This window comes from Mesorhizobium sp. WSM4850 (genome assembly GCF_055811735.1).
The window spans coordinates 45,060-71,988 of the sequence record NZ_JBVVPV010000004.1 but is presented as its reverse complement, the minus strand read 5'-3'; the positions used below and the strand labels follow the sequence as shown (position 1 = coordinate 71,988).

General features: G+C 62.3%; 27 protein-coding genes. 5 read left to right on the top strand and 22 right to left on the bottom strand.

The genetic code is table 11. The annotated features are described in order from the left end of the window. Positions 1-267 precede the first annotated feature (267 nt). The 20 genes from AC0L2Z_RS07405 to AC0L2Z_RS07310 form a co-directional block, all read right to left on the bottom strand. Positions 268-447 (bottom strand): hypothetical protein, encoded by a 180-nt coding sequence (locus AC0L2Z_RS07405; protein ID WP_128172219.1) that lies wholly within the window; start codon positions 445-447, stop codon positions 268-270. 65 nt (positions 448-512) lie between these two features. Next, the gene (locus tag AC0L2Z_RS07400) at positions 513-1,586 is read right to left on the bottom strand and encodes a class I SAM-dependent methyltransferase (protein ID WP_473627363.1); all 1,074 of its coding nucleotides are present in this window, start codon (positions 1,584-1,586) and stop codon (positions 513-515) included. After that, entirely contained in the window at positions 1,544-2,533 is a 990-nt protein-coding gene (locus tag AC0L2Z_RS07395) for a GNAT family N-acetyltransferase (protein WP_473627361.1), read from the bottom strand. The genes AC0L2Z_RS07400 and AC0L2Z_RS07395 overlap by 43 nt, the downstream gene beginning before the upstream one ends. A gap of 9 nt (positions 2,534-2,542) precedes the next feature. Then, complete coding sequence (locus AC0L2Z_RS07390; protein WP_473584159.1) at positions 2,543-3,607, bottom strand: glycosyltransferase; 1,065 nt, start codon at positions 3,605-3,607, stop codon at positions 2,543-2,545. Continuing rightward, positions 3,604-4,455 carry a PIG-L deacetylase family protein gene (locus AC0L2Z_RS07385; protein ID WP_473627359.1) on the bottom strand — a complete coding sequence of 284 codons (852 nt, stop codon included), beginning with the start codon at positions 4,453-4,455 and terminating at the stop codon, positions 3,604-3,606. Before AC0L2Z_RS07385 ends, AC0L2Z_RS07390 begins: the two co-directional genes overlap by 4 nt. Positions 4,456-4,462: 7 nt before the next feature. Further along, complete coding sequence (locus AC0L2Z_RS07380) at positions 4,463-5,395, bottom strand: glycoside hydrolase 5 family protein (protein WP_287217076.1); 933 nt, start codon at positions 5,393-5,395, stop codon at positions 4,463-4,465. After that, positions 5,388-6,149, bottom strand: coding sequence for a TIGR04290 family methyltransferase (locus tag AC0L2Z_RS07375; RefSeq protein ID WP_091590195.1), 762 nt, complete (start codon positions 6,147-6,149; stop codon positions 5,388-5,390). The genes AC0L2Z_RS07380 and AC0L2Z_RS07375 overlap by 8 nt, the downstream gene beginning before the upstream one ends. A 2-nt stretch (positions 6,150-6,151) precedes the next feature. Then, the gene (locus AC0L2Z_RS07370; RefSeq protein ID WP_473627357.1) at positions 6,152-6,955 is read right to left on the bottom strand and encodes a sugar phosphate nucleotidyltransferase; all 804 of its coding nucleotides are present in this window, start codon (positions 6,953-6,955) and stop codon (positions 6,152-6,154) included. Then, positions 6,955-8,070, bottom strand: coding sequence for a CgeB family protein (locus AC0L2Z_RS07365; RefSeq protein WP_473627355.1), 1,116 nt, complete (start codon positions 8,068-8,070; stop codon positions 6,955-6,957). The genes AC0L2Z_RS07370 and AC0L2Z_RS07365 overlap by 1 nt, the downstream gene beginning before the upstream one ends. Before the next feature lie 13 nt (positions 8,071-8,083). Further along, positions 8,084-8,680 (bottom strand): histidine phosphatase family protein, encoded by a 597-nt coding sequence (locus tag AC0L2Z_RS07360; RefSeq protein ID WP_473627354.1) that lies wholly within the window; start codon positions 8,678-8,680, stop codon positions 8,084-8,086. Beyond that, the gene (locus tag AC0L2Z_RS07355; RefSeq protein ID WP_031255702.1) at positions 8,677-9,780 is read right to left on the bottom strand and encodes an inositol-3-phosphate synthase; all 1,104 of its coding nucleotides are present in this window, start codon (positions 9,778-9,780) and stop codon (positions 8,677-8,679) included. The genes AC0L2Z_RS07360 and AC0L2Z_RS07355 overlap by 4 nt, the downstream gene beginning before the upstream one ends. Before the next feature lie 163 nt (positions 9,781-9,943). After that, positions 9,944-10,093 carry a hypothetical protein gene (locus AC0L2Z_RS07350; protein ID WP_202363653.1) on the bottom strand — a complete coding sequence of 50 codons (150 nt, stop codon included), beginning with the start codon at positions 10,091-10,093 and terminating at the stop codon, positions 9,944-9,946. Between the two features lie 159 nt (positions 10,094-10,252). After that, positions 10,253-11,299 carry a UDP-glucuronic acid decarboxylase family protein gene (locus tag AC0L2Z_RS07345; protein ID WP_473627352.1) on the bottom strand — a complete coding sequence of 349 codons (1,047 nt, stop codon included), beginning with the start codon at positions 11,297-11,299 and terminating at the stop codon, positions 10,253-10,255. Between the two features lie 23 nt (positions 11,300-11,322). Further along, positions 11,323-12,432: a CgeB family protein gene (locus AC0L2Z_RS07340; protein WP_023801261.1), complete on the bottom strand. Its 1,110-nt coding sequence runs from the start codon at positions 12,430-12,432 to the stop codon at positions 11,323-11,325. Then, positions 12,429-13,523 (bottom strand): CgeB family protein, encoded by a 1,095-nt coding sequence (locus AC0L2Z_RS07335; RefSeq protein WP_473627350.1) that lies wholly within the window; start codon positions 13,521-13,523, stop codon positions 12,429-12,431. Before AC0L2Z_RS07335 ends, AC0L2Z_RS07340 begins: the two co-directional genes overlap by 4 nt. Next, the gene (locus AC0L2Z_RS07330) at positions 13,520-14,650 is read right to left on the bottom strand and encodes a CgeB family protein (protein ID WP_473627349.1); all 1,131 of its coding nucleotides are present in this window, start codon (positions 14,648-14,650) and stop codon (positions 13,520-13,522) included. Before AC0L2Z_RS07330 ends, AC0L2Z_RS07335 begins: the two co-directional genes overlap by 4 nt. A gap of 2 nt (positions 14,651-14,652) precedes the next feature. After that, on the bottom strand, positions 14,653-15,753 hold the full coding sequence (locus AC0L2Z_RS07325; RefSeq protein WP_473627347.1) for a glycosyltransferase family 4 protein: 1,101 nt from the start codon (positions 15,751-15,753) through the stop codon (positions 14,653-14,655). Beyond that, a complete protein-coding gene (locus AC0L2Z_RS07320; protein ID WP_473627345.1) occupies positions 15,738-17,030 on the bottom strand; it encodes a TIGR04295 family B12-binding domain-containing radical SAM protein in 1,293 nt (430 codons plus the stop codon). The genes AC0L2Z_RS07325 and AC0L2Z_RS07320 overlap by 16 nt, the downstream gene beginning before the upstream one ends. Continuing rightward, on the bottom strand, positions 17,027-18,094 hold the full coding sequence (locus AC0L2Z_RS07315; protein WP_473627344.1) for an NAD-dependent epimerase/dehydratase family protein: 1,068 nt from the start codon (positions 18,092-18,094) through the stop codon (positions 17,027-17,029). The genes AC0L2Z_RS07320 and AC0L2Z_RS07315 overlap by 4 nt, the downstream gene beginning before the upstream one ends. After that, a complete protein-coding gene (locus AC0L2Z_RS07310; protein WP_287318724.1) occupies positions 18,091-19,197 on the bottom strand; it encodes an NAD-dependent epimerase/dehydratase family protein in 1,107 nt (368 codons plus the stop codon). Before AC0L2Z_RS07310 ends, AC0L2Z_RS07315 begins: the two co-directional genes overlap by 4 nt. A gap of 249 nt (positions 19,198-19,446) precedes the next feature. Between AC0L2Z_RS07310 and AC0L2Z_RS07305 the strand changes: the two genes are divergently transcribed. Next, positions 19,447-19,716: a hypothetical protein gene (locus tag AC0L2Z_RS07305; protein ID WP_027153502.1), complete on the top strand. Its 270-nt coding sequence runs from the start codon at positions 19,447-19,449 to the stop codon at positions 19,714-19,716. 116 nt (positions 19,717-19,832) lie between these two features. On the opposite strand, the gene AC0L2Z_RS07300 is transcribed toward AC0L2Z_RS07305, so the two are convergent. Then, entirely contained in the window at positions 19,833-20,429 is a 597-nt protein-coding gene (locus AC0L2Z_RS07300; protein ID WP_473627342.1) for a response regulator, read from the bottom strand. A gap of 1 nt (position 20,430) precedes the next feature. Next, entirely contained in the window at positions 20,431-20,628 is a 198-nt protein-coding gene (locus AC0L2Z_RS07295; RefSeq protein ID WP_023801270.1) for a hypothetical protein, read from the bottom strand. Between the two features lie 167 nt (positions 20,629-20,795). Here AC0L2Z_RS07295 and AC0L2Z_RS07290 point away from each other — a divergent pair, with 167 nt between their 5' ends. From AC0L2Z_RS07290 to AC0L2Z_RS07275, 4 genes are all read left to right on the top strand, one after another. After that, positions 20,796-23,894, top strand: coding sequence for a CheR family methyltransferase (locus AC0L2Z_RS07290; protein WP_473627340.1), 3,099 nt, complete (start codon positions 20,796-20,798; stop codon positions 23,892-23,894). Then, on the top strand, positions 23,891-24,250 hold the full coding sequence (locus AC0L2Z_RS07285; RefSeq protein ID WP_023801272.1) for a response regulator: 360 nt from the start codon (positions 23,891-23,893) through the stop codon (positions 24,248-24,250). Before AC0L2Z_RS07290 ends, AC0L2Z_RS07285 begins: the two co-directional genes overlap by 4 nt. 79 nt (positions 24,251-24,329) lie before the next feature. Beyond that, positions 24,330-24,878: a hypothetical protein gene (locus AC0L2Z_RS07280; protein ID WP_473627339.1), complete on the top strand. Its 549-nt coding sequence runs from the start codon at positions 24,330-24,332 to the stop codon at positions 24,876-24,878. Between the two features lie 1,107 nt (positions 24,879-25,985). Further along, positions 25,986-26,684, top strand: coding sequence for a caspase family protein (locus AC0L2Z_RS07275; RefSeq protein ID WP_473627337.1), 699 nt, complete (start codon positions 25,986-25,988; stop codon positions 26,682-26,684). Positions 26,685-26,929: the final 245 nt, after the last annotated feature.

The following is a 26,929-nucleotide window of genomic DNA, read 5'->3' as shown; positions in this document are numbered from 1 at the left end:
GCTGATGCTATCGTCGCTCGAGCGAGACATAGTGTTCTCTTAACGAATCAGTCCCTTCACCAGTGTGGTGACGGCAATCAGAGTTTGCAAGGATTCGCGCGTCCTCACAGTCAGCGCCGTCCCTTGCACAGCCCGTCCCTTGCACAGCATTGTGTATCGAAGCTGCTGGTCTCGTCGGGGAAGCCTATGCTTTCCCCTCGGGTCCTCCCGGCGCTGTTGCCGGGTGCGCTCGACATTTCGACTCTCGTGACCTCGACTGGCCACTGGTCATGATTGGCGTTTGCGGTTGCAGCAGTCAGTCTTGGGAGAGACGATCTGCGGCGTGATACTGATCGGAGTTGATCCGATTGCCATCGAGCCGGCGTTGCTCGGTGTGCTGCTTCCCAGGCTCTGCTGGACAAAGCAAAGCCGCGTTTCCTTGACCTTGTCCTTGGCCAAATCAGTCATCGCGCCGGCCGCCGGAGCCTTTACTTGACGCAGAGGTGATGTCTATCTTGCCGCCGGGATGCCTTCTAGTCCTCCTTCGGATTGTCGGCACTCACAGGTGCCCTGTCTGTTTGGTGCGCCTGTCTCTTTGACGCCCTCGTCTCTTTGACGCCCGAACAATCATTGCGCCGTAATGTTCCCTCGGATGCCACAAGAAGAAAGGCATTGCCGTCCCACAGCCGGAACGGCTTCGCGCCGTCAGCCACGACCTGCATGCCATGGGCTTCGGCGAGGCGGTGAACATCGGCACGATCCAGCGCCGTCGATCCGCGATAGGAGTAATTCAGAAGTGCTGCCACGCCTGACGGTTTCAGAACACGCGCAATTTCCTCGAAATACCGCTCCGCCAGGCCAGCCAGCACCAGGTAGGGGAAGCTGTCGACAGCCAGCACGCAATCGAAGCTTGCGTTGGTAAAATCGGCGAGATCGAGACCAAAGGTCTGCCGCAGATCCACATTGCGCAGCCCGGCACATCGCCGACGAGCGACCGAAATCATCTCCAGGGATATGTCGATGCCGACAATCCGGTGCGCGGCATCCGAGAGCGCGCTTTCGAAGCGGCCGATGCCACAACCAATGTCCAGTATGTCCTGGTCGCGGCCGGTGAAGCCTTGCCGCTGCAACCATGCGACGATCTCGTCGGTGGCGGCGGTGAGTTTCTCCTCGTCTCCCAGCGAAGACAGTTGAACGCTCGCCGCCTGGGAAATCGTCGCCGCGGCATCAAAGCCGGCGGCCAGCCGCCTGACGACCGCGGCGTCAGTTTCCCATTCATCGCGTTCGTGGCGGACGGCGGCACCTGTTTGGCGCAGCGTGGTGAAGATGTCAGGCCTGTGACGAAGCAGATCGGCGATCCGCTCCAGTCTGTCGCGTTTTCGCAGGTCGGCTGAACGCATCTCCAGCGCCACATCGGCCAATTCTGCGGCATCGACCCCGGTCTCGAAGCGCAGCGCCAGTCTGGCAATGATGGCGTCGACGCAGGCGCCGTCGGCCATGCACTCCTCGATCAGCATTTTTGCGGTCGATGCCGCCTGGGGCGATGGCTTTCGTCCGGTGGCGCTCATCGAGCCATGCTCCGCGTCCAGACCTTTCGCATTGTCCATTGGTCGACGGCCCCCCAGCCATACTTGTAGCTCTCCTGGCCGCGCAGAAAATCGAACTCCCGCGCCCCTTCACGAGCCGCTTCGGCAATCGCGTGACCGATCAGGATTGCGCCGGGACTTTCCTCGGCATAGGCCGGATCAAAACCGCCAAGGTAGGCGTAGGCGCGGTGGCGATGATGAAATCCGTAATAGGCGCCGACGACCGCATCGTCGATGGCAACAAGCCAGCATCGGACAAGACCCTGTGCGGCAAGCATGGGAAGCGCCTGCCGATGGAATTCTTCTGCAGCCGGATCGGCCAGGACGCCGTCGCCGCGCCCGGCCCAACGCGCGCCGTGAAGGCGGATCAGGTGATCGAAAAACGCTTTGAGATCGGCCTGCGCCGGTATGATGGAGACGCAGCCGCGCCGGCGTGCGGCATTGTGCGCGCGGCGCAACTGGCGTCTTCGCCGCGCCGGAATGCAGACCGCGAGCGCATCGTCGCCAGCGATCGGCAGCACGGGACAAGCGGCGTGGTCGACGGGTTGATCCGCCTCCAGCGCAGGGTGCGTGATAGTGAGACCGGCAGCACCGGCCGGCAGGTCCGGTAAGATCCATTGCGACCAATTGATCGCCAGAACCCGGTCGGCGATGACGGCGGCGACAGCCGCTTCGATGCCGGGGCAACACAGGACATCCAGGTAGTCGCTCAACGAAATCCCAACCGGAAGCAGTCTCGACCCGCAAGTTGCGTGTTCCAGGTAAAGCGGTGCCAATCCCACCAGATCGTCGCCTCGCCAGACGGCGATCGTCGCCAGCTCCCCGGGCGCGAATGCGCGCCACCACGGCACCAGCCAGGCGGGGCTTTGGAACGGCGTCGCTGTCCGGCTGTGCGCCCACAGCTCCCGCCAGCGCGGCGCCAGCGCCTCAAAGGCGGCCGGATCGTCGATGATCTCGGAGCGGAGCATGAAAGCCGCTCACTGCACCGCCGCCAGGCGCCTGCGGCCGGCACCAAGTCCTGCCAGCGCCTGGTAGGCGTCCATGTAAGACGAAATCATTTGGTCGAGCGAAAAGCGCCGCCGCGCCTCGGCCCGGCATGTCTCGGCATTCAGGCCGGAGGCTGCGACGATGGCCTCCGCCATCTCATGGATGTCGTTGACCAGAAAGCCCGTCTTGCCGTGTTCGACCACATCCGGCAGCGCACCGTTTGGAAAGGCGACGACCGGCGTGCCGCAGGCGAGAGCCTCCATCGCGACAAGCGAGCTGGTTTCCGCGGCAAGGCTGGGAATGACCAGGCAACGGGCGGCGTTGAGAAAGTGCCGCTTCGCGACGAAGCCGAGCGGACCGAGGAAGCGGCGGCGCTGGTCGAGGCGCGGCTGGACTTCGTCACGAAAGTACAGCGTGTGCGTTTCGTAAGGGTAGACCTTGCCGCCGATGATCAGCCGCACGCCAGCCTGTTTGGCCGCGTCCAGTGCCAGGTGGATGCCCTTTTCCGGGCAAATGCGGCTGAGCACCAGCGCGAAGTTGCGCTTGAACTGCCGACCGCTCAGCGCATCGATATCCACGCCGTTTGGAATGGGTGCCAGCAGCCTGGCACCCGGCGGCGCGGTCCTCTGTTGGGCCATCGAGACGGCGTGAAGCCATAGATCGTCGCGGACCGTGCGCAAGGCATCGGCGGGATACCAGTCGAGCGGCAGGTGCAGGCTTACCAGGGTCGGGCCATTATCAGGCAGATAGGCATCAAAATCGATGCCGTGCAGATGAACCACGTCGATCGGCCAACGGGCGCGTGCGACTTCTATCGCGGTGCGGTGAGAGCGCTGTGCCCGTTTCTTCGCCGCATCGTCGAGCACACCTGGTTCAGCAGGCGTCTCGATGAGCACCCCCGCCGCTTTCGAGCCCTGGCAACCGATCACGATGGAAGCGTGTCCCGCGCGCACGAGTGCCTGGTCGAGCATCGACAGCACCTGCTCGGCACCGCCAACCGCATCCGGGCCGACTGGCGCGAGAGGGTAGGCGACGTTCAGGACGGTGAGGGTCATGGCCGGTCGAGCCCAAGCTCCTCATGCGCAGCGGCCGCGGCGTGAAGCCAAACCGCCGGCTCGAAGCCGAGCGGCAGCGCCTCGTAATAAAGCCTGCCGCTGTTCGGCAGCGCCAGGAAATCATAGGCAGGCGCCACCCGGAAACGTTCGATGCGCGCCGTGAACGGCGCCAGCGTCCGTTGCTGTGTCCGGTGGCAGGCCAGCATGCACTGCTTCCGTTCGAAAGCCGCTTCCGCAAGGTGCAATTCGATGCGCTCGCTGCCGGAATGACTGTTGAAATCCTGAAGGACCGCACCCTCAGGCCCGGCCGAATAGAACGCCATTTCGACGATGGCCGGTGCCTGGCGTCCGCCGCGGCGCAGCAAATGGCAGGCCGCATGGACGGCAAAGGCGGTCGCGTCATGATCGGGGTGACCACCTTCATAAGGATGCGTGCAGACGAAGCTGACATCGCGCTCGGCCAAAAGGCCGGTCAGTTCCCGTGCGAGCGAGCCAAGATTTCCGGCGGCCTGCTTGTCGGGATAACCGAGGCTGATCAGGGCCGTCGACGGCAATCCCGCTGCCGCCAGCGCCGCCTCCAACTCCCGATGGCGGGCCCCGGCATAGTCCTGCCACGTCTCGTAGCCGTATGCTCGCGCATCTTCAAGGTCTCGCGGCGCGCCATCGGTGACATGAACGATGCGAGATCCGCGCAAGCCGGCAAGATGCCCGCCGATGCCGATGGTCTCGTCGTCCGGATGCGCGACAACGATCATGATTTCAGCACCGTCAGAGCCGCGCGGAGCAGCACCTAGCAACAAGGCCGCGAATTCGGCAAGCGGTCCGGACCTGTCAGCTGCGTGTTGCATGACACACTCACGCTGCCGAAGCCCGCACCGCTCTGACCGGCGAGGCAGCCATGGCGGGAGCGTAGCGGCGGGTCATCGTCGCGCAAAACTCCGCAAATTCCTCCGGTACCAGCGGCGGACTGGTGTGATGCGGCATCACTCCGCGGTGCTCTGGCGTGAAGCAGAAGGTGATGGTCACGTCGAAATCGGCAAGTGCTTCCATCTGCCGGTCGTACCAATCCAGCGCATTCGGCCTGAAACTGTCGGCCCACGAAAGCCCGGTGCGCAGATTGGTGACGCCCAGCCGTTTCATCCAGGCGACGGCGTCGTCCAGCCGGGGATCTTCAAAGTGGAACCATTGCACCAGCCCCATCCCGGGTGCGTAACGCAGGAATTCTTCGAGCGCGGGTTTCGGCGTGCCATCTTCGCGGAGCAGGCCCATGTAGAAGTGGCGGTAGTAGGAGGAGCCTTCGGCCTCGCGATGACGCGTCGTTGCCCCCCATTCGCGCGGAAGATCGTAGAGGCTGTACCATTGCACGCGCGAGGCATTGCCGAGCAGCAGTTCGGCGCTCCGACGCAAACCCCAGAGCTGCACCTCCTCCGCCCCGAAGCTCGACACGCCAACTTCGCTGACCCATACGGGAAGATCGGTAACGGTCGAAATCTCGCCGATCTTCTGCGGCCATTCCTGAATCTGCCAGAGATTCCAGTCGAGTGGGAAACCATGCACACCGACGGCATCGACATGATCGAGCACCCCGTATTGCTTCATGAGCGCCATGAAATCGGCATCGATCGGCGAAATGCCGCCCAGTATCCTGGTCACGGCCGGGTTTGCCGATGCGATCGCATCGGCGGCCAGTATTGCCATGTTGGCGAAGCGGCTCCAGTCGGGGTCGAGTTCGGGATCCCAATGGGATTTGTTGTTCGGCTCGTTCCAGATCATCGCGGCTTCAATCATGAAGTTGTCCTTTCGACGGGTAGACGGCGCCGCCGCCGGCCGGCTCACCGGCGGCGCGGCAGAAATAAACCTCTTGCTCCGGGTGCAGCACGATCTCGAAGCCGGCGCTGCGCAGCATCGCCTCTGTGCAGGCGCGATTGGGAATCCACCAGTTGGTCGGGTCGTCGGCATAGCGATGCTCGACGAAATGCAGCTTCGGAAACTCCGGCCGGTCGAACAGATCGTGGGTCCAGAAAGGATAATTCTCATCGAGCGCAGGCAGTTCGATGCTGCCGCGCTGCATGGACTGGAAGATCATCAGGTCGCCGGCAACGTGCTCCCGGATCAGATCGAGAGCGAGCAGCGGGTGGCGCAGGTGATAAAGCACGCCCATGAACAGGACGATGTCGAATTTCTCCCGCAGGGCGCCAACGTCGTAGACCGAAAGCTGCTGGAATTCGATGTCGCAGTCAGCGATTTCGGCGGCGAAGCGCGCCTGCGCCAGATAGGCTTCATCGAAGTCGATGCCGAGGACGCGGCCGGCGCCGCGTCGCTTCATTTCGATCGAGTAGAAGCCGGCGTTGCAGCCTATGTCGAGCACGGCCTTGCCGGACAGATCGGCAGGAATGGCGTCGGCGAACTTGCGCCATTTGATCAGCGGGTAGTTGCCGAGGAAATGGTCGGGAGCGGTTTCGACGCCCGCCAGCTCCATGTTGTGGAACCACGGGCCAAGGGCATCGATGCGGCGGCGGATTTCGGCGTTCGAATGCAGCATGGCTAGCCTCCTTCGCCTGGATGGCTTGGTATTGCTTGCCCCGGCAGCACGAACATGAGGTTTTTCGGGTCCTCCAACGTAGTGTCGTTGTTCTCGAGCAGCCGAAGTGCGGTGCGGTAGCCGTTGAACGTGCCGACGTCGACATAGGCGGTGCCTGCCTTGACGCCGCAAGCCTCACCGCCGGCCGCCAGATAGGCGTTGATAAGGGTGCCGACATATTCGTCGCTTTGATCCCGCTCGCGCCAAAGCGCGGCAAGCTGGTGAAGTATGCGGCCCGGCATCTTGAACGCCCCCCAGATCGAGTTCGATGCAGCGCCTTGTTGCTTGACCTGGATCTCCTTCACCCGGTCATCCCCGTCGAGAACGACGGCATCGAAGAGTTCCGGGTGATCCACCGGGAAGAGCAAAAACGACAGCCGGTCGTCCGGCAGGCGGCAAAAGCCATCTTCCGGAAACCAGATCGTGTCCGGCAGGCCGACCAGAACCGTCTCGTCCGCCGCGACCAGCGGCGCGGCGCGGAAGATCGCGTCGCAAAGACCGACGGGGTTGGGCTGCACGACAAACAATGCGGCGGCGTCGCCGTAGCCGGCGGCGTAGTATTCGAGAATGTCTGATTTTCCCGATCCGATGACGAAGCAGATCTTGTCGACACCGTTGCGCACCATGCGACGCACCAGATACTCGCTCACCGCGCAAGGACGCTCGGTCTGGCCGTCGATGCGGCTGCCGACCGGCAGGAGCTCCTTTGAGAAGCCGAGCGGTTGAATGCGGCTGCCGCGGCCGGCGGCGGGCACGATGCCCAACATCAGATTGCTTCCTTCAACGGCTCGCCCGCCGCCAAGCCCTGTCCCAAGCCCGGCAATGAATCGGACAGGAGGCGGTCGAGTTCCCTGGCGCGCTGCGCAGAGGTGTGTTCGTCCAACACCCGCTCGCGCGCCCGGCGCCGGATGGCGTCGACTTCGCTGTCAGGCAAGCCGACTGCCGCGACCACGTCGTCGGTGCTGTCCGCCAGGATGATCTCGCTGCCGGGCTGGAAAAAACTGCTCAGCCCGGGCCAGGTGTCGCTCACGATCGCCGCGCCGCAGGCTGCCGCCTCGAACAGCCTGCCCGAAGGACACCAGCCCCTCTTGGCCATCGCCTCGCGCGTCACGTTCAGCGTCAGGCGCGATGAGCAGAAGAAGGCCGGATGATCCGCAGGCGGAAGGTGCCTGACAAAGAAGATGTTTTCGCCCCACGGAAATTCCTGCGGATATTGGGCGCCGCCGATGACGAAACGGCGGTCCGGCAGGCGCGCTGCCGTGCGGACCAGCAGCTTTTCGACGCCGGCCTGGCGATCGGCCGCATACGTTCCGAGATAGGACAAATCCCCGGCGAATTCAGCCCGGGGCTGGGCCGGCCGGTGTCGGTCGGGATCGACATGGCCGTAGAGAGGCAAGACTCGGCGGGCGCCCAGCAGCGTTTTCAGCGCATCGATTGCGGTTCCCCCCGTATAACTGAGGGCGAGGTCGAAATCGTGAAGGCCCTCGGGCCCGTAATAGGCCGGTCGTAGACCTTGTTCTATCCGGGCGAGCGTGACGGGGGTGTCGAGATCGTAGAAAACCTTCAGCCCGCGACAGGCCTGCTGCGCCAGGCGCGATGCCTCCACGGCGTTGGGGCAATAGGACGTGACGATGACGACGTCGGATTCCCCGATAGCCTGTTCCGCGACATGGCGAATGTCCTCCCACTCCGGGTAGAGAACGACATTGCCACCATCGAGATGGTCAAGATCGCGTGCGCCGGCATAGTACGGGGTATTGCGTTCGAAAAAGCTGACCGACCAGCCCAGGCGACCGAGCGCACGGATCAGCCCGCGCCACAGCGTCGCGTGTCCGTTTCCCCACGAGGAGGTGACGGTGAGACCGAAAATGACCATACGCATCCGGCAGTCCTCGTCAGGCGGCTTCGTTCAGTCGGATCAGCTTGGAGCCCCAGTCACCGGACACGACCGTGGTGATCGAAGCGGGGTCGATATCGAAGCGAAAACAGTCTCCCAGCGGCAAGCCGAGCACCTTGCAGACGGCGGCTTTGATCACGTCGGCATGGCTGACCAGTGCCACGGACTGGTTCTGGTAGGGTTTGCGAAGCTGCTGCATCAGCGAGACGACACGTTGCTGGACGTCCAGCATGGTCTCGCCGCCGGGCGTCCTCGCCTGCTGGCGTTGACTGTTCCACGTCAGCCAGTCGGCGTCCTGGCTCAACTCTTCGAAGGTCTTGCCCGACCAGGCGCCGAAGTCGATCTCATCGAGTTCCTGGCGGATTGTAATCTTCTCGCGATTGCGGGCGATTGCGATCGGTTTTGCGGTTTCCATGGTTCGTTCGCGCGGGCTGCAACAGATGGCCGCCAGCGGCCGCGGCGCCATGTGGCTGGCAAGGCGCGAGGCTTGTGCCCTGCCGGTTTCGCCGAGGCAAACTCCAGCCATGCGTCCGGCAAGATAGTCGCCGACATTGTCGTGCGCCGCATGGCGGATCAAGAAGAACGTCGTCGTCATTCCGCGGCATCAAGCATCGGCTCGTCCCTCCCGGCTATGAAAGACAGCGTGCGCAGGCGTGCCTCGGCATCGGTGAACTGCTCGGGCGGCGACTTCATGAAATAGCTGCAAGGGCCGGTCAGCGCCCCCGCGATGCCGCGGTCAAGCGCCAGTTTGGCGCAGCGGACAGCGTCGATAACAACCCCGGCCGAGTTGGGCGAATCCCATACTTCCAGTTTGAGCTCTGCATTCAGCGGCACGCCGCCGAACGTCGTGCCTTCAACGCGGATGTAGGCCCATTTTCGATCGGTGAGCCAGGGCACATGGTCGCTGGGGCCGACATGGATGTTGCCGGCCTCCAGGGGAACGTCGAACTGGCTGGCTACGGATTGCGTCTTGGAGATTTTCTTCGATTCCAGCCGCTCGCGCTCCAGCATGTTGAGGAAATCGGTGTTGCCGCCGAAATTCAGCTGATAGGTGCGGTCGATGCGGACGCCGCGCTCGCGGAACAGATTGGCGAGCAAGCGGTGGACGATCGTCGCGCCGACCTGGCTTTTGATATCGTCGCCGACCAGCGGCAGACCGCGCTGTTCAAAGCGCCGGCGCCATTCCGGCCGCGATGCGATAAAGACCGGTATGCAGTTGACGAAGGCGCAGCCGGCCTCGAGCGCGCACTCTGCATAAAAACGCGTGGCTTCTTCGGAGCCGACCGGCAGATATGAGACCAGTACGTCGGCGCCGCTTTCCCGAAGCAGCGCGCTGACATTCGCGACCGGCTCTTCTGCCTCCTCGATCTCATCGCGCAGATATTTGCCGATGCCGTCAAATGTCGGTCCGCGCTCGACGCGAACGCCGGTTGCCGCAACATCGGCAAAGCGGAAGGTATTGTTGGGCGCATTGTATATGGCTTCCGCCACATCACGCCCAACTTTGCCCTTGGCGACGTCGAAAGCACAAACCACCTCGATATCGGCGACATGATAGCCGCCAAGATCAGCATGCATCAGGCCCGGTATCGGCTCATTGCCTCTGGCGTCCCGATAATATGAGAGGCCCTGGACAAGGGAAGACGCGCAATTGCCGACGCCGGCTATTCCAATCCGTACCTTTTTTGATCCCACGAAACTGCCGCCATCGCTGTTGAAGGTAAGTTCCTCGCGCCGAACTGTCAGCTGCCAGGAATGTTCCTTGCGACCTGGAAAAATCACCAACCTCTATTCGGATCAAAGCTGCGCCCTGTATTTTGCGTTGCCTGGGCCGATCGAAGCCTGAGCGACGCGAGCCTCAATCGAGCGTTCGCAGCATATCCGCTTCTTTTTCCAGGATGGAGGCCACTTCCTCGCGCTCAAGATGCGTCATCATCAGGCTCACACAGCATTCGAGGTACGTGATCGAGGCACGTCTCAGAAAGGCAGCCGCTTCCCGTTCTGCCATTTGCTCGATGTCCCTGGCGGATCGTTTTCGATGCACGGGTCCGTTCTCCCTGCCGATATTCGCCCAACGGCGAGCTAGACCGGATGTTCCCACAATGAGAAAAAGTGAAGACGCCTGTCGGGAGTCTCACCATGCCCGAGGGCATAGCTCTCCCCGACTTCACGCCGGCAGGTTTTGCAGTCGGCCTGAAACGGACCTCACGCTTGTCGCCATTGGGGAGATTCGATCCTCGTTACGGCTGGCCTCGAGCTCCATGAAATAGCTGATCGTCTGCATCAGGCCTTGCTTGAGTGGCACCTTTGGCGACCAGTCGAGAAGGGCTTTTGCACGGGAAATGTCCGGTTGCCTCCGGCGAGGATCGTCTTGCGGCAGTGGCAGGAATTTGAAGGCCGAGTTGCTGTGGGTCATATCCCTCACCAATCCGGCCAGTTGAAGAACGGTGAATTCCCCGGGATTGCCCAAATTGACCGGTTGGCTCGGATTGGGATCGACATCCATGAGGCGGACCAGACCCTCGACCAGATCGGAGACGTAGCAGAACGACCTGGTCTGCAGCCCGTCGCCGAAAATCGTCAGCGGTCTCTTCTCGAGCGCCTGCATCACCAGGTTCGAGACGATCCGGCCGTCGGCAGGATCCATCCGCGGACCATAGGTGTTGAAGATGCGCGCGACCCGGATGTCGGCCGTTTCGGTTCTCAAATAGTCGAAGCACAAGGTTTCGGCGGTTCGCTTGCCCTCGTCATAGCAGGCACGAGGACCGGTGCAGTTCACGTGACCCACATAGTCTTCCGTTTGCGGGTGCTGTTCCGGATCGCCATACACTTCGCTTGTCGATGCCTGCAGGAGGCGCGCATTGTTTCGGGCGGCAAGCTCAAGTAGATTGAGGGTTCCGATCACGCAGGTCCGCGTGGTGTGAATCGGGTCAGCCTGGTAGCGCGGCGGCGATGCGGCGCACGCCAGGTTGAAAATGCGGTCGACCGGCTCAGCAAGGTCCAATGGTCGGCAAATATCCTGCTCGATCAGCCGGAAACGAGGACTGTCCAGCATCGAGACGATGTTTTCCATCCGACCGGTAAGAAAATTGTCGACACAGATCACACGGAACCCGGCCTGAAGCAGTGTCTCGCAAAGATGCGAACCGAGGAAACCCGCGCCGCCGGCGACAAGCGCCGTTCTGGTCCGTTGTGTCCTTCTTGATTGCCGCATCTCTATTTTCTCCTGTCTGCCAGTCATGCTGCACTTTCGATGTTCAGATCGAGCGCTGGACGTGCCGATCTTGGCCGCGCCAGCAGCGAAACGAATTCGCGGGCTCTCGCGGCGCTTGTATGTGCCGCCAGGATCGTTGCACGCGCTCGCTTGGCCAAAGCAAGCCTGACGCGGTCGGATTGGCTGGACAGGATATCGATCACGTCTTCGGCTTGGCCCGCCGTGTTGATCGTGGCTGTCGGAAAGAAGCTGTCCAGACCGGTCCAGCGATCGCTGATGATCGCTGTGCCACAGGCAGCCGCCTCGAAGAGGCGTACGCTGGGAGACCACCCAGCCGCTATCATGGAGCTGCGCGTGACGTTCAACGTATAGCGCTGGCGGCTGTAGAACGAGGCGTGGTCCGCCGGCGGCAGGTGCTCGATGCGATCGACGTTGCTTGGCCAGACGGTCTCGGACGGGAATTGCGAGCCGGCCACGACGAAGCGACGGTCCGGCATGCGTCTTGCCGGTTCGAGCAGGAGAGCATCCAGCGTCGCCTGCCGGTCCGAGCTGTAAGTGCCGAGATAGCCAAGATCCCAGCAGATCGGATCGGCCGTTCGGCGATGCCGCTCCGGGTCGACGGAGCAGTAGAGCGGCTCGGCGCACCGTGCACCGAAGTCCGCCGCCAATCGGGCGAGTGTTGGCCCGCCGGTGAACGAGAAATAGACGTCGAAATACGGGATCTGCCGCCGGCATAGGTAGTCGCAATCATCCGCGGCGAACTTGGCCAGCGTGACCGGCGTGTCGATGTCGTAGAAGCAGAACTGGCCCGTGCACAGGGACGCGACGATGTCGATGACGGCTCGCCCCTCCGGAACGAACGACCCGACCACTACGACATCGGCCTGTTGCAGACAGCCGGCATAGGTCCGACGAAGATCGTTCGTCGTTTCGTAGTAGCGCAACGTGCAGAAATCCGGGTCGCGCAGATCGCGATGGTTCGCATACCACGGCACGTCGCGCTCCAGGAAGGTGACGCGATGGCCGAGCTCGTGCAGGCCCTTCAGCAACCCCCTAAAGGTCGTGGCATGGCCGTTTCCCCATGAAGAGGACAACGACAGGCCAAGAAAGACGATGTCGAGCCGCTGGGTCATTCCGCTGCCTCCACGGTGGGGCGCTCGAAATGACGCCTGAAGACAGCGTCGGCGACAGCGGCCCTTAACGCATAGGTATGCTCGGCGAGAACACGCCGAAGCGCAGATGCGCCGATAGCCCTTGCCCGCTGGGGGGTGAGGGTGCGCAAAACCTCAGTGACATCATTACCATCGCGCGCCACCAGGATCTCTTCCCCGGGGACCAGGAACAATTCGACGCCGAGCCAGGCATCGGTGATGAGGCATGCGCCGGCACCGGCAGCCTCGAAGACGCGCGTGGCAGGCGAAAAGCCGTTGGCGGCCATGCTGTCGCGGCTGATGTTCAGCACCGCCTTGGGGGTGACGTTGAACGCATTGTGGTCCCGCGTCCCGACGTGGCCGAGCCATGCGACATTTGCCGGCAGCTGCTTGTCACCCCAACCAGATCCGCCGAGCAGGAAACGCTGATCGCCCGAACGGTTGGCCGGATCGAGGAAGAAGGCTTCGACGCGTGCTTCACGGTCCGGCAGGCGGTTGCCGAGAAAGGCGAGGTCGCAGGCGAAACGCTTGTCCTTCGCGACCGGATGGTGCGTTTCGGGATCGAGCGCGTTGTAGATCGGCACGCATTCGGCAGCCCCCAGCGCACGATAGGCCCAGACGACCGGATCGCCGCCGCCATAGGTGAGGACAAGGTCGATCTCCCGCAACGCGCGGTGCAGGGGGTGATCCGGCTCGTCGCGCAATTGGCCCAGAGTGGCCGGTGCGTCGACATCCCAGAACACTGTCAGCGCATCCGTCCGGGCATGGTCGAGTACGGCGCGCAGCAGCGCCTCGTCTTCGAAGCCGACTCCGCTTGCCTTGACGACGATATCAGCTTCGCCTGCGCTTGCTGCCACCTGCATCAGCGCATGCGGGGTCGCCTCGTAGATGACGACGTTGCACCAGTCCGGTGCCTCGATATCGCGGTTCTTCTGCCGGTCGTAGACGTCCGGTTCATAGAAGGTGATCTCGTAGCCGAGCTGAGAAAGAGCCTTCAGCAATCCGCGGTAATAAGTCGCCGCGCCGTTCCAATAGGACGACAGCAGGCTCGATCCATAAAATGCAATCTTCATGCGACTGTCTCCTCTATGGCGATGCGATCGATGGCCTGGCGGTTGCCGCATTCGGCGAGCACGTCGAACAACTCGTCCGCCCGGTGGCGGCAAGTGTGTCGCCTCCCAATGGTTTCGAGGCCCGATTTCACCAGAGAGGCGGCCAGGTCGGCATCGTCCAGCACGTCGCGAAGATGACGGCACATCTCGGACCCGTCGCGCGCGAAAAGAAAGTCGATACCTGGCCTGAAGAGTTGTTCGACATCGGCCCAAGGCGCCGACACGAGCGGGATGCCACAGGCGAGCGCCTCGAACATGCGGATCGTCGGGATGCCGGGCAGGGTCTCCCGATAAGGGCGCCGCGGGATGTGGACGGTAGCGCGGTGGGCCGCGAATGCCTTGGGCACGTCGGCATTGGCAATCCAGCCTTCGTATTCCAGGCCGGCGGCGGCAAGATCGGCGAGCGCTTCGCGTGGATAGCGCACGCCATGAACAGTGCCACGCAGGCGAAGTTCTTCCACCGGATCGATCAGGAATTCCTTGATTTCGGCACTGCGCTCGTCATCGCCCCAGTTGCCGATCCAGATCAGATCGGCAGTCGGGTCGATCTCCGGGTGAGGCTTGAACAGGCGCTCATCCGCCGCCTCGTGCCAGGTGAAGGCACGTTTGCCCCAGCCGGCGCGAAGATAGCTTTCCCGCAACGCCTCGCCAAAGGCGAGCACGCCGTCATAATGCTCCAGCCGCAGGGCCGAGATCGCCTGCGTCGCCGACACGGCGCGATGGTGGGTGTCATGGAACAGAAGCGTGAAACCGCCTCCATTCGCCTTGGCCCCGCCGATTCGCTCGACAAGTTCCGGGTCAGTCCATTCGTGGACGATCACCACATCGGCGTCGGCAATCCAGCCTTCATGGTCGAAGGACGCGTCGTAGGTCACCGGCATCAGCTCCGGAAAATCTTTTCTGAAGCGCTCGACCGCGTAGGGCCCTTTCTCTGCCAGCAGGTTCGAACGGCTCCAGCCGTCTGCTGGCTCCAGCGCGATCGCCTGGTGCCCGCGTGCAACAAGCTCCCGCATGATGCCGCGCAGGAAATGTGCGTTGCCGTGGTTCCAGTCGGAAACGACCGAATGGGTATAGAACAGGAACCGCATTGTCAGCGTTCCGCAACGGCCAGGGCGGCCCGATCGTAGATGTCGTGCATGGCCGCCGCCTGCCTTGCTGGTGAAAACTTGCGCGCTCGGCGTGCGGCGGCTTCGCCGAGCCGGCGCCTGTGTTGGGCATCGTCAGAGAGACAATCGACGCACCTGGCGAGATCGCCTGGATCGTGGACGTCGTAGAACAAAGCCGCGCCATTCCACAATTCGCGATAGTTCGGGATGTCGGCAAGCACCAAAGGTGTCGCCGACGTCGCTGCCTCCAGTGCGGCAAGGCCAAATGGTTCATAAATGGAGGGCGATACGAAGATGCCGGCCCGCGCCATCAAGCGACGCACCTCGTCGTGGCAGACCGAGCCCAGAGCAACGACATTGCTGAAATTGACACGTTGGCCATCGCCGCCCTCGATCGGGCCGGCAGCGAAGACTGGCCATTTCGTCAGCGCTGCTGCCTGGTCCAGCGTAGCTGCGTTCTTTCCTTCGTCCCACCAGCGCGCGGCGGCGAGAACCACCGGTTCGCGTCGCTCTGCCTCTGGACCCGGCCGTGTGCCGTTGCTGACAACGCTCAGGCGGGCGATCGGCCCGTAGCAGGCCTCGAGCATGTCGGCATGGCTGCGGCTGGGTGCGACTACCGCATTGGCCCAATCGAAGCCGCGTCTGTTGCGGTCCTTCTGCCAGGCCCATTCGCCGTCCGCAGCCCGCCCCCTGACGGCGTGGAGCCAGGTCACGACGCATGAGTGCGAGACCGCCACGACCGGGCAGGGCAGATCAAGTCCCACCGCCTGCGTCGGCGCGTTGAGATGGACGAGGTCGATCGCGTAATCGCCAACGAGCGCGCGCAGTTCCTGCGGCAAGATTTCCAGATCGTCCTCATTGCGGGTCATCCAGTCCGGCGGTGTCTTGAGCCACGCCAGGCCGGCGAAAGCCTGTGCCTCCTTCGCCTGCTCCTCCGACGGTTCCGGGCCCAGCCCGGCGAGCACGATGCTGTCGCCGCCATGAGCCAACTCCCGCGCCAGATCAAGCGCGTAGCGCCAGACGCCGCCGACGGCATCGACGGTCATCAGGATTCGCCGCGGGCGGCGGATCAGTGACTGCAACATGTCGCCTCCAACTCGGCCAGCGCGCGGGGGCGCTTCTCTTGGATATCGCTGAACGTCCGGAACGAGGCCAGATAATGCTCGTGGGCGCGCTCCCAGGCGAGATCGTCGGGCTCGCCCCAAAGCTCGCGATAGCTGGGCGAACTGGGATAGGGATAGAGCGGCACCGGCTCGTTGGCCCACACGCCGCGGTCGATGAGGTGCTTGCGCCAGTGGTCGACCAGAGCCGGATCGTCCTCGACGACGCCGATCAGATTGGCTTGGACGAACGGAACGTGACGTCGTGCATCGACCAGCAAAGCGGCCAGTTCCTCGGTGCCCAGCCGGCAACGCTTTGCCAGCATGGCCCGGCCTTCCACCGTCAGGCTTTCCAGGCCGGCTTCGATCGAAACGCAGCCGGCGGCACCCAGCAGTTCGAGGAGCTCCGGCTTCCAAAGATCGATGCGGGTCTGCACGCCGAACTTGACGTCGCGATCGACCAGCGCCTCCAGCAGCGCCTTCTGCGGCAGGAAGATCTCGTCGATAAAATAGATGTATCCGACGCCTTGCCCGATGAGCCGATCGATTTCCGCGGTGATCGCATCGTGGTTCCTGCGGCGGTAGGCGTCGCGGAAATCCATCTTGGCGCAGAAGCTGCAATTGTAGGGGCAGCCGCGAGATGCCTCGACCTCCGCGCCGAAACCCAGCTGATTGTCATCGAATCGGTGGTGATGGTGCGAATGCGCGGCTATCCAATCGGACGGCCAGCTGAGCGGCGGATGATCGACAAACGAACTGGCGTGAACGCCGCCGCTGCCGACAAGTTTCCCCTCGTCGAGGTGGGCGGTGTGTGGCACGGCGCTCCAATCGTGACGGCGGGCGAGTTCTGCGACGACCTCTTCGCATTCGCCGCGCACGACGACATCGACGCCCAGCTTGCGCAGCGTCGGCGCCGGCGTCGCCGAGCCGTGCGGCCCGACAGCCACTGTGCGGCCGCCCCGCCGGGCGAGGCGGTTGAGGAAGTCGGCTGGTACACGCAGCTCGGGCGGCGCGCAGCGCCAAAACAAATAGGTCGGCGCCGTGCTGACGACGGTCATGGCCGGTGCGAAAGCGGCGACGCGATCGGCAAGTGCCGCGTTGTCGAGCTTCTGGATTTGCCCGTCCAGCATCAGCACCTGATGGCCGTCGGCCTCCAGCGAGGCTTTCGAGTAGCCCAGTTCCAGCGGCAGATGTGGCTGGCGGCAGCCGAAATAGATGCTGTCCTCGTAGGTCCAGAACGGATTGACCAGGGCGACTTTCATGCCACGTACCTCGCTGGTTCAGGCTCGAGGCGATGACGCCGGAGCCAGTCGGCGAGATCGCGGACGCCGTCGCGCCAGGAGACATGCGCTTTCCAGTCGAGCGTCGCTTCTAACTTGCGGGTATCGGCGACAAAGAAAGGTTGGTCGCCGGTGCGTTCCCGGTCGTAGCGGATCGCGAGGTTCCGCCCGGTCAGGTCGCCGATCTCCTCGATCAGCATGCGCAGGCTGACGGCGTTGCCCGGTCCGCCACCGAGATTGAATGCCTGGCCCTTGATGTCGTCGATCCGGGCAAGTACCCCGCGATAGGCCGCAACGGCGTCGCTGACATGAAGGATATCGCGCACCTGCTTGCCGTTGCCGTAGATCGTGATCGGCCGGCCGGAAAGCGCGCTGAGCAGAAAATGGGCGACCCAGCCCTGGTCCTCCGTGCCGAACTGGCGCGGCCCGTAGATGCAGCTCATGCGCAGGACCGCGGTCGGCAGATTGTACGACTTGGCATAATCGAGCACATATTGGTCGGCCGCGCCTTTGGAGCAGCCATAGGGGGTGCAGAAATCCAGGCCGCAGGCCTCGTCTATGCCGTTGGCGCGGATGCCGGCATCGCAGGGCACGCACCGATCGTCCTCTTCGCGCACTGTGACGTCGGGCAGGCCGCCATAGACCTTGTTGGTGCTGGCGAAGATCACGGGAATGCGTCTGCCGTTGCGGCGAGCCGCTTCCAAAACGTTGAAGGTCCCGCGCAGATTGATGTCGAAATCTTCGCTTGGCTGGGCCAGGCTCGTGGTGACGGCGGTTTGCGCGGCGAGATGGAATATCGCCCTGGCATGCGCCAAAAGCGGCGCCAGCACGTCTTCGTCCCGGACATCAGCGGTTTCCACGGCAAGTTGATTGCCGTGCTTATGCGCCAGCCAAGCCAGGTTCTGGTCGACGCCCGGGCGGCTGAGATTGTCGATGACCAGCACCGGCACCCCATCCGACAACAGGCTGTCGGCGAGGTTCGAGCCGATGAAGCCGCTGCCGCCGACGATGGCAACCGGCGCTTCACGAAAACCGTCCGGCCTCATGATACCAGTCCCCGCTCTTCGAGTTCCCGTTTCATGTCGGCGCCGCGGTCGATGGCGACCGTGTTGCGCACCCATGCGACGAACTCGTCGAGTGAATCCTCCAGCCGGTGCTGCGGCTCGAAACCGAGCAGTTCGCGCGCCTTCGAGATGTCGGCGAAGCAATTGCGGATATCGCCGGCGCGCGCCTTGCCGAGAATTTCAGGCCGATGGTCCGGCACACCCATGGCGTCGGCGAGCAGCCGGGCGACCTCGCTGATCGCATAGGCCCGTCCGCTGCCGATGTTGATGACGTGGCCGCGCGCCTGGCGTTGTTCCAGCGCCAGGCGGAACGCGCGGGCGACGTCACGCACATGCACGAAATCGCGTTTCTGCTCGCCATCTTCGAAAATCATCGGCCGCTGGCCGTTAGCGAGGCGTGAAGCGAAATTCGCCAGAACGCCGGTGTAAGGATTTGACAGCGCCTGTCCGGCGCCGAACACGTTGAACAGGCGCAGCGCCACCGCATCGACGCCATAGGCATCGCCGAAGATCAGCACGGCGCGCTCCTGGGCATATTTCGTCAGCGCATAGATCGAGGCGAGGTCGACCGGCTTTTCCTCGTCTGTCGGCAGCGGCGACAGGCTTTCATCCGCCGCCGACAGCGGATTCCATTGGCCGCTCTTGACGTCGCTGGCCTGCCGCCGTGCATTGTCGACGCGCCGACCGCCTGGCGTGGCATAGAGACCCTCGCCGTAGACGCTCATCGAGGAGGCGACGACGATCCTCTCGACCGGATGCTTGATCAGTGCCTCGAGCAGGGTGGCGGTGCCGAGGTCGTTGGCGCCGACATAGCGGGCGATCTCGTACATGGACTGGCCGACGCCGACCTCGGCGGCGAGATGAACGGTGGCGTCGACGCCCTGCAGCGCCTCGGCGACGGCGGCGCGATCGCGAACGTCGCCTTTGATCAGTTCGGCTCCTGCCGGCAGGCTGATCGCTTCGCTGCCGTGCACCTGTTCCAGCAGCGCATCGAGAATGCAGACGGCATAACCATGTTCGACGAGTTCCTGGACGACGTGGCGGCCGATGAAACCGCACCCTCCTGTAACCAGTATGCGTTTCACGACAACTCCTTACGCAGTTGGCCTTGGCGCCCCGAACTGTTTGGCAAAAGGTTTGTTCCCTCTGCTTCAACAAAGATGGTTTTGGCGAGGCTGCAACCTGAGGTGAACGCATGGCGAACGAGCCTTGGGCGATGCGCTGGAACATTGCAGCTTCTTTGGTGTTAGGGGCGGTCATCCGGTCCGTGGGCGGCCCGTGGGCGCAAGCCAGGAGGCCACACGCCTGCAAGGTCTGGATCAAAGGAGGTTCCAATGTCTGAATCGAAGACAACCACCAATCATGACGAGATCCGCCAATGGGCCGAAGATCGTGGTGGCCGACCGGCGGTTGTACGAACCAGGGGCGAGGGGGGCATCTTGCGGATCGATTTTGGCGAGCCCGAGGAGAAGCTCGAACCCATCGAATGGGATGAGTTCTTCCGGATTTTCGACGAGAACGATCTGACTTTCCTTTACCAGGACGAAACCGGCTCCGGAAAAAACAGCCGGTTCAACAAATTCATCGACCGCAAGAACGGCTGAGGAAGCTGCGAACTCAGCGCCGTCGGGTAGCTCTTAGGCGCGCCTCACGTTCTGATAGAGGACTTAACTATAGATGGCTGTTTTCGCCTACTTGTCAGACTGTTAGAAAACCAAGCTCAGTGCAGCAGGCTGGTTCCGCCCGATCCGGCAATATTTCGCATGATGCCGTTCAGCCAGTCTTCGGTCGATACACCGGGCCGCCGCCTGTCGATCTCGCCGATGGCGCGCTCCAGTGTTCGCTCGACCAGCCGATCGGAAGCACCGACGTCGCCCAGAAGCAGCCGCGCCGCGAGCCTGAGCTTCGGCAGAAGTGAAAACACGTTGTCCGACAAGCTCACGGCAGGGCGACCGGCAAGGGCGGATTTTTCCGGAGGGAACAAGGCGTCGAAGACGGCGTAGCTATCCGACGATTTTCGAAGATTGCTGGCGTGGCGGAGACGTTCGGGAATGATGATGTCCTCGTCACCGCTGAAAAAGACGAAGGGAACGCCGCGGCGCATCAGTTCGTCGGCGATCGGAAACACCCGCCGGCCGTTGAGATTGACGTCGAGGATCGCGGCCTCAGCCACCTCGGTATGCATGGAGGCGTGTTCGACCGTCGCCGCAGGGCCAAGGACGACCGCGCCCATATTGCCGAAATATCTTGCAAGATCGCCGGCCAATACCCAATCGTCTTCGACAATCAGGATGCGCACTCCTCGGAGATCGCGCACCTCATCGCCCTTTCTTCGAGCGGGATTTGCAAGTGTCCGCACGGGCCTGTTCGGAATGTTCCTGCAAGGCTGCCTGCAAGCGCTTCGCCAAAACAAGCATGCGCGGCGGAATGGATTCGTTTCCCGGCAAACTCAGCAGATCCTCGAAGCGCAACGACGCTCGTCTTGTCAGCTTCAGCTCAGGTGTGCGCTTTGACATTGGAGTTCCACAATAATCCCGACTTTAACGCCGTCTGCACGGACTTGTTCCGGCCCTCGCGCACGTTATATGCTGGGCGTTGCGTTCAGCCCGGTCGTGGGCTTTGGGTCGATTTGGCGGCCTTGTCGTCTAGGCTGTTCAACCGAGGGCTTGCGGTGACATCTCAGGTGAAGAGATTTCCAATTGTGGGCGTCGGCGCGTCGGCCGGCGGCATTCCTGCAATGGAGGGCCTGTTCAAAGGCATCACCGGCCAGCCCGGCATGGCGTTCGTCATCGTCACCCATCTCAGCCCCGAGCGCGAAAGCCTGCTTCATGAGGTCGTCGGACGTTACACGCAACTCCCGGTTGTCGTCGTCGAGGACAGCACCACTATCCTGTCCGACCACGTCTATGTGATGCCGCAAAACGTCGTTCTCACGATCGAGCGGGGAGTGCTTCACCTGCGGCCATCCAACGTGCTCAGCCGCGAGCGCAAGCCGATCGATATCTTTTTTAGCGCGTTGGCGGAGGATCAGGGCGAATATGCGGTTGGCGTCATTTTGTCGGGCGGCGATTCCGATGGCACGCTTGGCGCCAAGGCGATCAAGGAGCGTGGCGGACTGACGGTCGCCCAGGCTCCCGACGGCTACGGTCCGCGCAACCCGGACATGCCGAAAAGTGCGATCTCCAGCGGGCTGATCGACATTGCGGCGCCGGCGGAGGAGATCGGCGCGAAGCTCGAGGGGTTCGCCCGCAGCTTCGACATGCTGAACGGCGTTGCCGGAGACGGCGAGCACGAGACGGCAGAACTGGGTCGGCTCCGCGACGAGATCTACGGCATTCTGCAGGGCCAATCCGGCCACGATTTCTCAGGCTATAAGACCAAGACATTCCTGCGGCGCATCAAGCGGCGCATGCAAATCGGACAGCTTGATTCCATTGAAGAGTATGTTGAATGGCTGAAGAAGGACCCTCGCGAGGTGGCGAACCTTTTTCGTGACCTTTTGATCAACGTCACCGATTTTTTCCGTGATCCCGACGCGTTCAAGCTGCTCGAGGAGAAGGTCGTACCGCAGCTGTTCGAGGGCAAGACCGCCAGCGACGCCGTCAGGATCTGGGTGCCTGGCTGCGCCACCGGCGAGGAGGTGTTCTCGATCGGCATGCTGTTGCGCGAACACATGGAGACGCTTTCGGTTGTGCCGCGCGTCCAGATATTTGCGACCGACATCGATGAGCCCGCGCTTGCGGTGGCGCGCGCGGCGCGTTACCCGGCGGCATTGCTGCAGGGCGTCTCGCCCGAGCGCAGGCAGCGTTTTTTCAGCAGCGACGGCGAGAGCAACGTGCTTGCCAACGAGGTCCGGGAGCTGTGCGTCTTTTCCCCTCACAGCGTCGTCCGCGACCCGCCGTTTTCACGCATGGACATGGTTTCATGCCGCAACCTGCTGATCTATTTCGGCTCGGACATCCAGAACCGGGTGATTCCGATCTTCCACTACGCGCTGAAGCCGGGCGGTTATCTTTTCCTCGGCACGTCCGAAAGCGTCGGCCAGCACGACAACCTCTTCGCCACCGTCGACAAGAAGCAGCGCATTTTTCAGGCGCGGGAACATGCCTCGCCACACATTAGGCTGCCGATGCTGATCGGCGATGGCCGTTCAGGCGCCTTCCTGCCTGAAGGAACGGGGCCGAACAAGCGAACCGCCAGCTATCCGCTTCGACAGGCGGTCGAGGCACAAGTGCTGGAGCGTTTCGCGCCGCCGCATGTCGTGGTGAATGGCGACGGTGACGTCGTCTACTATTCGGCGCGGACCGGCCGATATCTCGAAGCGCCGCAAGGCATTCCGAGCCGGCAGGTGCTGACTTTGGCCCGCTCCGGGCTAAGGCTCGACCTGCGCGCGGCATTGCGGGAAGCCGCCACGACGCGCCGCACTGTCGTGCGGGAAAATGTCGTCGTCGACGAGGACGACGAACAGGCCCAGTCGATCAAACTCACTGTCGAGCCCCTGGCGGAACGCGGCAAGGGCGAACGGCTTTATCTCGTCCTGTTCGAACCGACGGGGCCGGTGCAGCCGCGGTCGGATGTGCGGGGCGAAAACCGTGATGGCGAAGGCGCTGCTGATCTCGAGCGGGAGCTGCGCGAAACGCGGGAGCGACTGCAGTCGACGATCGAGGAGTACGAAACGGCGCTGGAAGAGCTGAAATCCTCGAACGAGGAACTCGTCTCCGTCAACGAGGAGGCGCAGTCGACCAATGAGGAGCTTGAGGCCTCGAAGGAGGAGATGCAGTCGCTCAACGAGGAGCTCAACACGATAAATTCGGAGCTGACCAGCAAGATAGAAGAGCTCGACCGCGCTAACAGCGATTTGCGCAATCTGTTCGAAAGCACGCAGATCGCAACCATTTTCCTCGACCGCAATCTGGTGGTGCGGACCTTTACGCCGGCGGCCTCGTCTTTCTTCAGCCTGCGTCCTTCCGACGTCGGCCGGCCGCTGACCGAGCTTTCGAGCCAGCTCGACTATCCCGAGCTGAAACCGCATATCGATGCCGTCTTCGAAACCGGAGAGACCCTGAACCATCATCTGGCGCGCGACAACCAGGGCCGGTTTTATATGGTTCGCATCAATCCGTATCGCGACAAGGACAACAGGATCCAGGGCGTCGTGGTCACACTGGTCGACGTCACCACCCTGGCCGAGACGGAAGAGCGAAACCGGGTGCTCATTTCGGAGCTCAACCACCGCGTCAAGAACATGCTGGCGGTGGTCGCCAGCATCGCCAACCGCACCCGTGAAAGTTCGGAATCGAAGGAAGAGTTCGCCGAAGCGCTGATCGGTCGCCTGCACGCCATGTCGCGGGCTTACGGTCTGCTGTCGAAGGAACGCTGGAAAGAAGCTTCGATCAACGAACTGCTGCATCAGGAGCTCGAAGCTTTCAGCATTGACCGGTTCGAACTTGACGGCGCTGAAGTGAAGCTTAGCCCGCAACAGGGTCTTTCCCTCAGCATGGCCATTCATGAACTGGCGACCAACGCCGCCAAATATGGCGCGCTGTCGAAGCCCGAGGGCAGGGTCGTTCTGAAATGGTCTGGCGAGGGCGATATGTTCACGCTCGCCTGGCGCGAGAGACACGGGCCGCCGGTCAGAAAACCTGAAGATAACGGCTTCGGACTTTCCCTGCTGCAGGGTGAGATCGGCTACCGGCTTGGCGGAAACGTCGAGACCACCTTCAACCGTGACGGTCTTGAGGTCCAGATCACATTCCCGATGCTGCGCAAGGAGACGCCGTGACCGACCCGCTGCGCGTTCTGGTGGTCGAGGATGAATGGCTCATCGCCGAGGACATCGCTGCTTGTCTGCGCGATTCGGGACATCAGGTGATCGGCCCGGCCCCTTCGGTGGCGGCGGCCCTTCGTCTTATCGGCGAAAATCCTGTCGACGTGGCGCTGCTGGATGTTCAACTGCATGGCGAAACGAGCCTGGCGATCGCAGAAGAACTAAAAACCCGCCATATTCCGTTCGCGTGCCTGACCGGCTTTGGGCCGCGCGATGTTCCATCCGCGTTCGCCAACGCTAGATTTGTTCGCAAGCCGGCAGACCAGGCGGCCATTCTCAGAGCCTTGGCGGAATTGGTCCCGACGTCCTAGCTCGTTTGCCCTTCAGTCCAGCGGCTTTTCGGTCGGTCGCGGCGTGGCGCCTTGCTGGCGCGGCCGGCCGGCATTGCGGTTGGCCACCGGATTGTCCAGCGGAGCGGTCGAGGGCTTCGAGGCTCCCGCGCTTTTCGGCGTCGGTGGCCTGGCTCCGGCATCCGTATTGTCAGCATCCCGCCTTGGACGTCGCAAGCCAGCGGCATTTGCCTGCCGGATTGCCGGTTTCGATGTGGTTTTCTTGTTGGCCATGGTGTCTCCTTCCTGCTGCGACGGAAACAACGGAGGCTTCGTTCACCGCTCGAAGCCCTGCGTGTCAACCGCCGGCACGGTGCGAAGTTCCACGACCTGCCGCTGGATGGGAACCATTTTCGATACTGGCTGTTCGGCTCGCAGGAAGGAGCCGGACATGGAGCGACGTAACGCCATACTTTCGCTGGTGATAGCAGCGATCATCATCGTCGGCTTTCTCATCGGCTTTTTGTATGCCGATATGGGCTGGCGCACCTCGCCACTCGAAAGAGCCCAGGAGCAAAACCAGGGTGGGAACGCCCCGGCCGACACCTCGCCTGCCGCGGGCATCGAAAAGAACCCCCAGGAGAATACCGAGATGCCGGATCAGCAATAACCGCGATCTTTCCGGCAGGAACCGGGCAAGCTGGATGGTCTTGCCCAGAACCAATGGCTGTATCGCTGGTGATATCGGACTTACGGTGGCTGCTGGTACCCGGCTGCCAACCCCGCGGCCTCTTCCCCCGTCGTTGAAACCCCTCCTGCTGATGTAAGCGATTTCTGGCATTTGCGTATCGGAAGCACGGCGTGCTCAGTCTGCGGAGACGAAAGCCGGCCGATCCTGCTGCTTGTTGCCAACGCATCTTGATTGGCCCTTGCTGCAAGCCACTCCGCCCGCTCCCGCGGCAAGCCGATAAGGCAAATACCAGCGAAGTGCGCCGGCACATCCACGGTCGTATCGAACACGGCCCATGTGTTGGTCGGTTCCTGAACGGGCAAAAACCTCATAACAGCTCCTGCTAATATATAGCACGAACTTACGGACGGAGCACTGTTTCGGCATCAACCAAACGAAGGAGAATTTTTCGTTTTGCCACGCTGCGGCGCGCTGAGCCTCGCGACTTGATCCACAGCTTCTGCATCGCGGCTGCGACGTGGCCGAAATAGGTGGCAGATCTCGACGAAAGAACGCATCCAGGAGCCCGCTAAGCGGCGGCGCTTTTGCGTGCCGGCTACCCGCCTTCAGTGCCCCATCTCGCGGGAGCGCTGCTCGGAACCAGGAATCCACTTTTTAGCAACTCCAGGGCGTCGAGTGCCTCCTCATCCTGCAAATTTGTCAGAGCCACCCCGTCAGCGAAGACAACCCTATTGTCGTCTATGTCATAGACCTCCCAAAGCCCTTCCTTGATCCGTCGAATGGCGTGCCGATGCTCCATAAGCAGACGCTAATTGAGTCGCGGAAATGGTGGCTAGTAAAAATCAGGGGCAGGCCGACATTAGCAGTGGAAAACCTCAGGCGCCCTGACGCGTGATGCGTGTGCGAAGCCAAGGGTATGCCAACCGCGTGGCCCGAGGGGACCGTATCGACCACGAACAAATAGTTGAGAAACCTTTTGACGATCATTGCGGACACTCGGGCTCTGATGTAATTTAGGGATCGATCAAGTGAGGAATATACCGCTGTCGCGACGGCTTTTCTCTCTTTTCTGTCTCGGCAGATAGCATGCTCTCTAACGGACCTTGGCACTGCAAGCTGTGTTCTTGTGGTCGCCAGGTAACGACGGTTAAGGGATTTGCCATGCTCCGACGTTGCGGATTCGTTGCGGCCCTGATGCTCGCAAGCGTCGCGACTTTCGACGCTTCTGCAGTCGAACGAAGGGTCGCCTTTGTAATCGGCAACTCCGATTACCAGGAAATCTCGGCCCTCAAGAACCCGGCCAAGGATGTGGTGGACGTGTCCAACACGTTTCGAGCGGCTGGTTTTGATGTTTTCGTTGCAAGCAATCTTACAAAGCTGCAATTTGAAGATCAGTTCCGCAACTATCTTGCCGCCGTGGACGGCGCGGATGTGGCTGTCGTCTACTATTCCGGCCACGGCTTTCAGATCGGCGGCGAAAATTTCCTGATCCCTGTCGATGCCTCGTTGAAAGATGCGGCGGACGTCGAGGTCCAGGCAATCAAGCTGAACGATGTGCTGCAGCAGATGCGTTCGAAATCGAAGATCCAGGTGATCATCCTCGATGCCTGCCGCAACAATCCATTCCCTCGCAAGGACTATTGGCTCAGGGACCAGCTTCTTACCGCCAGCGGCACCGGCCTTGTGCAAGCCTGGGATGGACGGATTTTTTCGGCGATCATCTTGGCCCGCATGACGCAAACCTCGTCCCAATGCGTATTGCCACGGTGCACCGTGATCGCCTGACCGCACATATCTCAAACAGGGCAACGGATCTGACACTGCCGACGCTATAGGCGCGACAATCAATCCTGATGAGAGGCTCGCACCCTCATTGTCGCGCAGCAGTCCGTAAATCACGTCGAAAAATGTGAGGTCCTCGGCTGCGGCCTTTGCCGGCTTTGCCGGATGCTTACCAGAGGCGAAGGGCGAAAGGTGGTTCTGCTCTGAAGCGGGAGCCGTCGCCGCCGGTTGGCGACGCTCGAAAGACT

Coding starts and splice junctions, on each gene's coding strand:
- AC0L2Z_RS07405 (WP_128172219.1), bottom strand. CDS start 447: ATGACTGATTTGGCCAAGGACAAGGTCAAGGAAACGCGGCTTTGCTTT.
- AC0L2Z_RS07400 (WP_473627363.1), bottom strand. CDS start 1,586: ATGGACAATGCGAAAGGTCTGGACGCGGAGCATGGCTCGATGAGCGCC.
- AC0L2Z_RS07395 (WP_473627361.1), bottom strand. CDS start 2,533: ATGCTCCGCTCCGAGATCATCGACGATCCGGCCGCCTTTGAGGCGCTG.
- AC0L2Z_RS07390 (WP_473584159.1), bottom strand. CDS start 3,607: ATGACCCTCACCGTCCTGAACGTCGCCTACCCTCTCGCGCCAGTCGGC.
- AC0L2Z_RS07385 (WP_473627359.1), bottom strand. CDS start 4,455: ATGCAACACGCAGCTGACAGGTCCGGACCGCTTGCCGAATTCGCGGCC.
- AC0L2Z_RS07380 (WP_287217076.1), bottom strand. CDS start 5,395: ATGATTGAAGCCGCGATGATCTGGAACGAGCCGAACAACAAATCCCAT.
- AC0L2Z_RS07375 (WP_091590195.1), bottom strand. CDS start 6,149: ATGCTGCATTCGAACGCCGAAATCCGCCGCCGCATCGATGCCCTTGGC.
- AC0L2Z_RS07370 (WP_473627357.1), bottom strand. CDS start 6,955: ATGTTGGGCATCGTGCCCGCCGCCGGCCGCGGCAGCCGCATTCAACCG.
- AC0L2Z_RS07365 (WP_473627355.1), bottom strand. CDS start 8,070: ATGCGTATGGTCATTTTCGGTCTCACCGTCACCTCCTCGTGGGGAAAC.
- AC0L2Z_RS07360 (WP_473627354.1), bottom strand. CDS start 8,680: ATGACGACGACGTTCTTCTTGATCCGCCATGCGGCGCACGACAATGTC.
- AC0L2Z_RS07350 (WP_202363653.1), bottom strand. CDS start 10,093: ATGGCAGAACGGGAAGCGGCTGCCTTTCTGAGACGTGCCTCGATCACG.
- AC0L2Z_RS07345 (WP_473627352.1), bottom strand. CDS start 11,299: ATGCGGCAATCAAGAAGGACACAACGGACCAGAACGGCGCTTGTCGCC.
- AC0L2Z_RS07340 (WP_023801261.1), bottom strand. CDS start 12,432: ATGACCCAGCGGCTCGACATCGTCTTTCTTGGCCTGTCGTTGTCCTCT.
- AC0L2Z_RS07335 (WP_473627350.1), bottom strand. CDS start 13,523: ATGAAGATTGCATTTTATGGATCGAGCCTGCTGTCGTCCTATTGGAAC.
- AC0L2Z_RS07330 (WP_473627349.1), bottom strand. CDS start 14,650: ATGCGGTTCCTGTTCTATACCCATTCGGTCGTTTCCGACTGGAACCAC.
- AC0L2Z_RS07325 (WP_473627347.1), bottom strand. CDS start 15,753: ATGTTGCAGTCACTGATCCGCCGCCCGCGGCGAATCCTGATGACCGTC.
- AC0L2Z_RS07320 (WP_473627345.1), bottom strand. CDS start 17,030: ATGAAAGTCGCCCTGGTCAATCCGTTCTGGACCTACGAGGACAGCATC.
- AC0L2Z_RS07315 (WP_473627344.1), bottom strand. CDS start 18,094: ATGAGGCCGGACGGTTTTCGTGAAGCGCCGGTTGCCATCGTCGGCGGC.
- AC0L2Z_RS07305 (WP_027153502.1), top strand. CDS start 19,447: ATGTCTGAATCGAAGACAACCACCAATCATGACGAGATCCGCCAATGG.
- AC0L2Z_RS07295 (WP_023801270.1), bottom strand. CDS start 20,628: ATGTCAAAGCGCACACCTGAGCTGAAGCTGACAAGACGAGCGTCGTTG.
- AC0L2Z_RS07275 (WP_473627337.1), top strand. CDS start 25,986: ATGCTCTCTAACGGACCTTGGCACTGCAAGCTGTGTTCTTGTGGTCGC.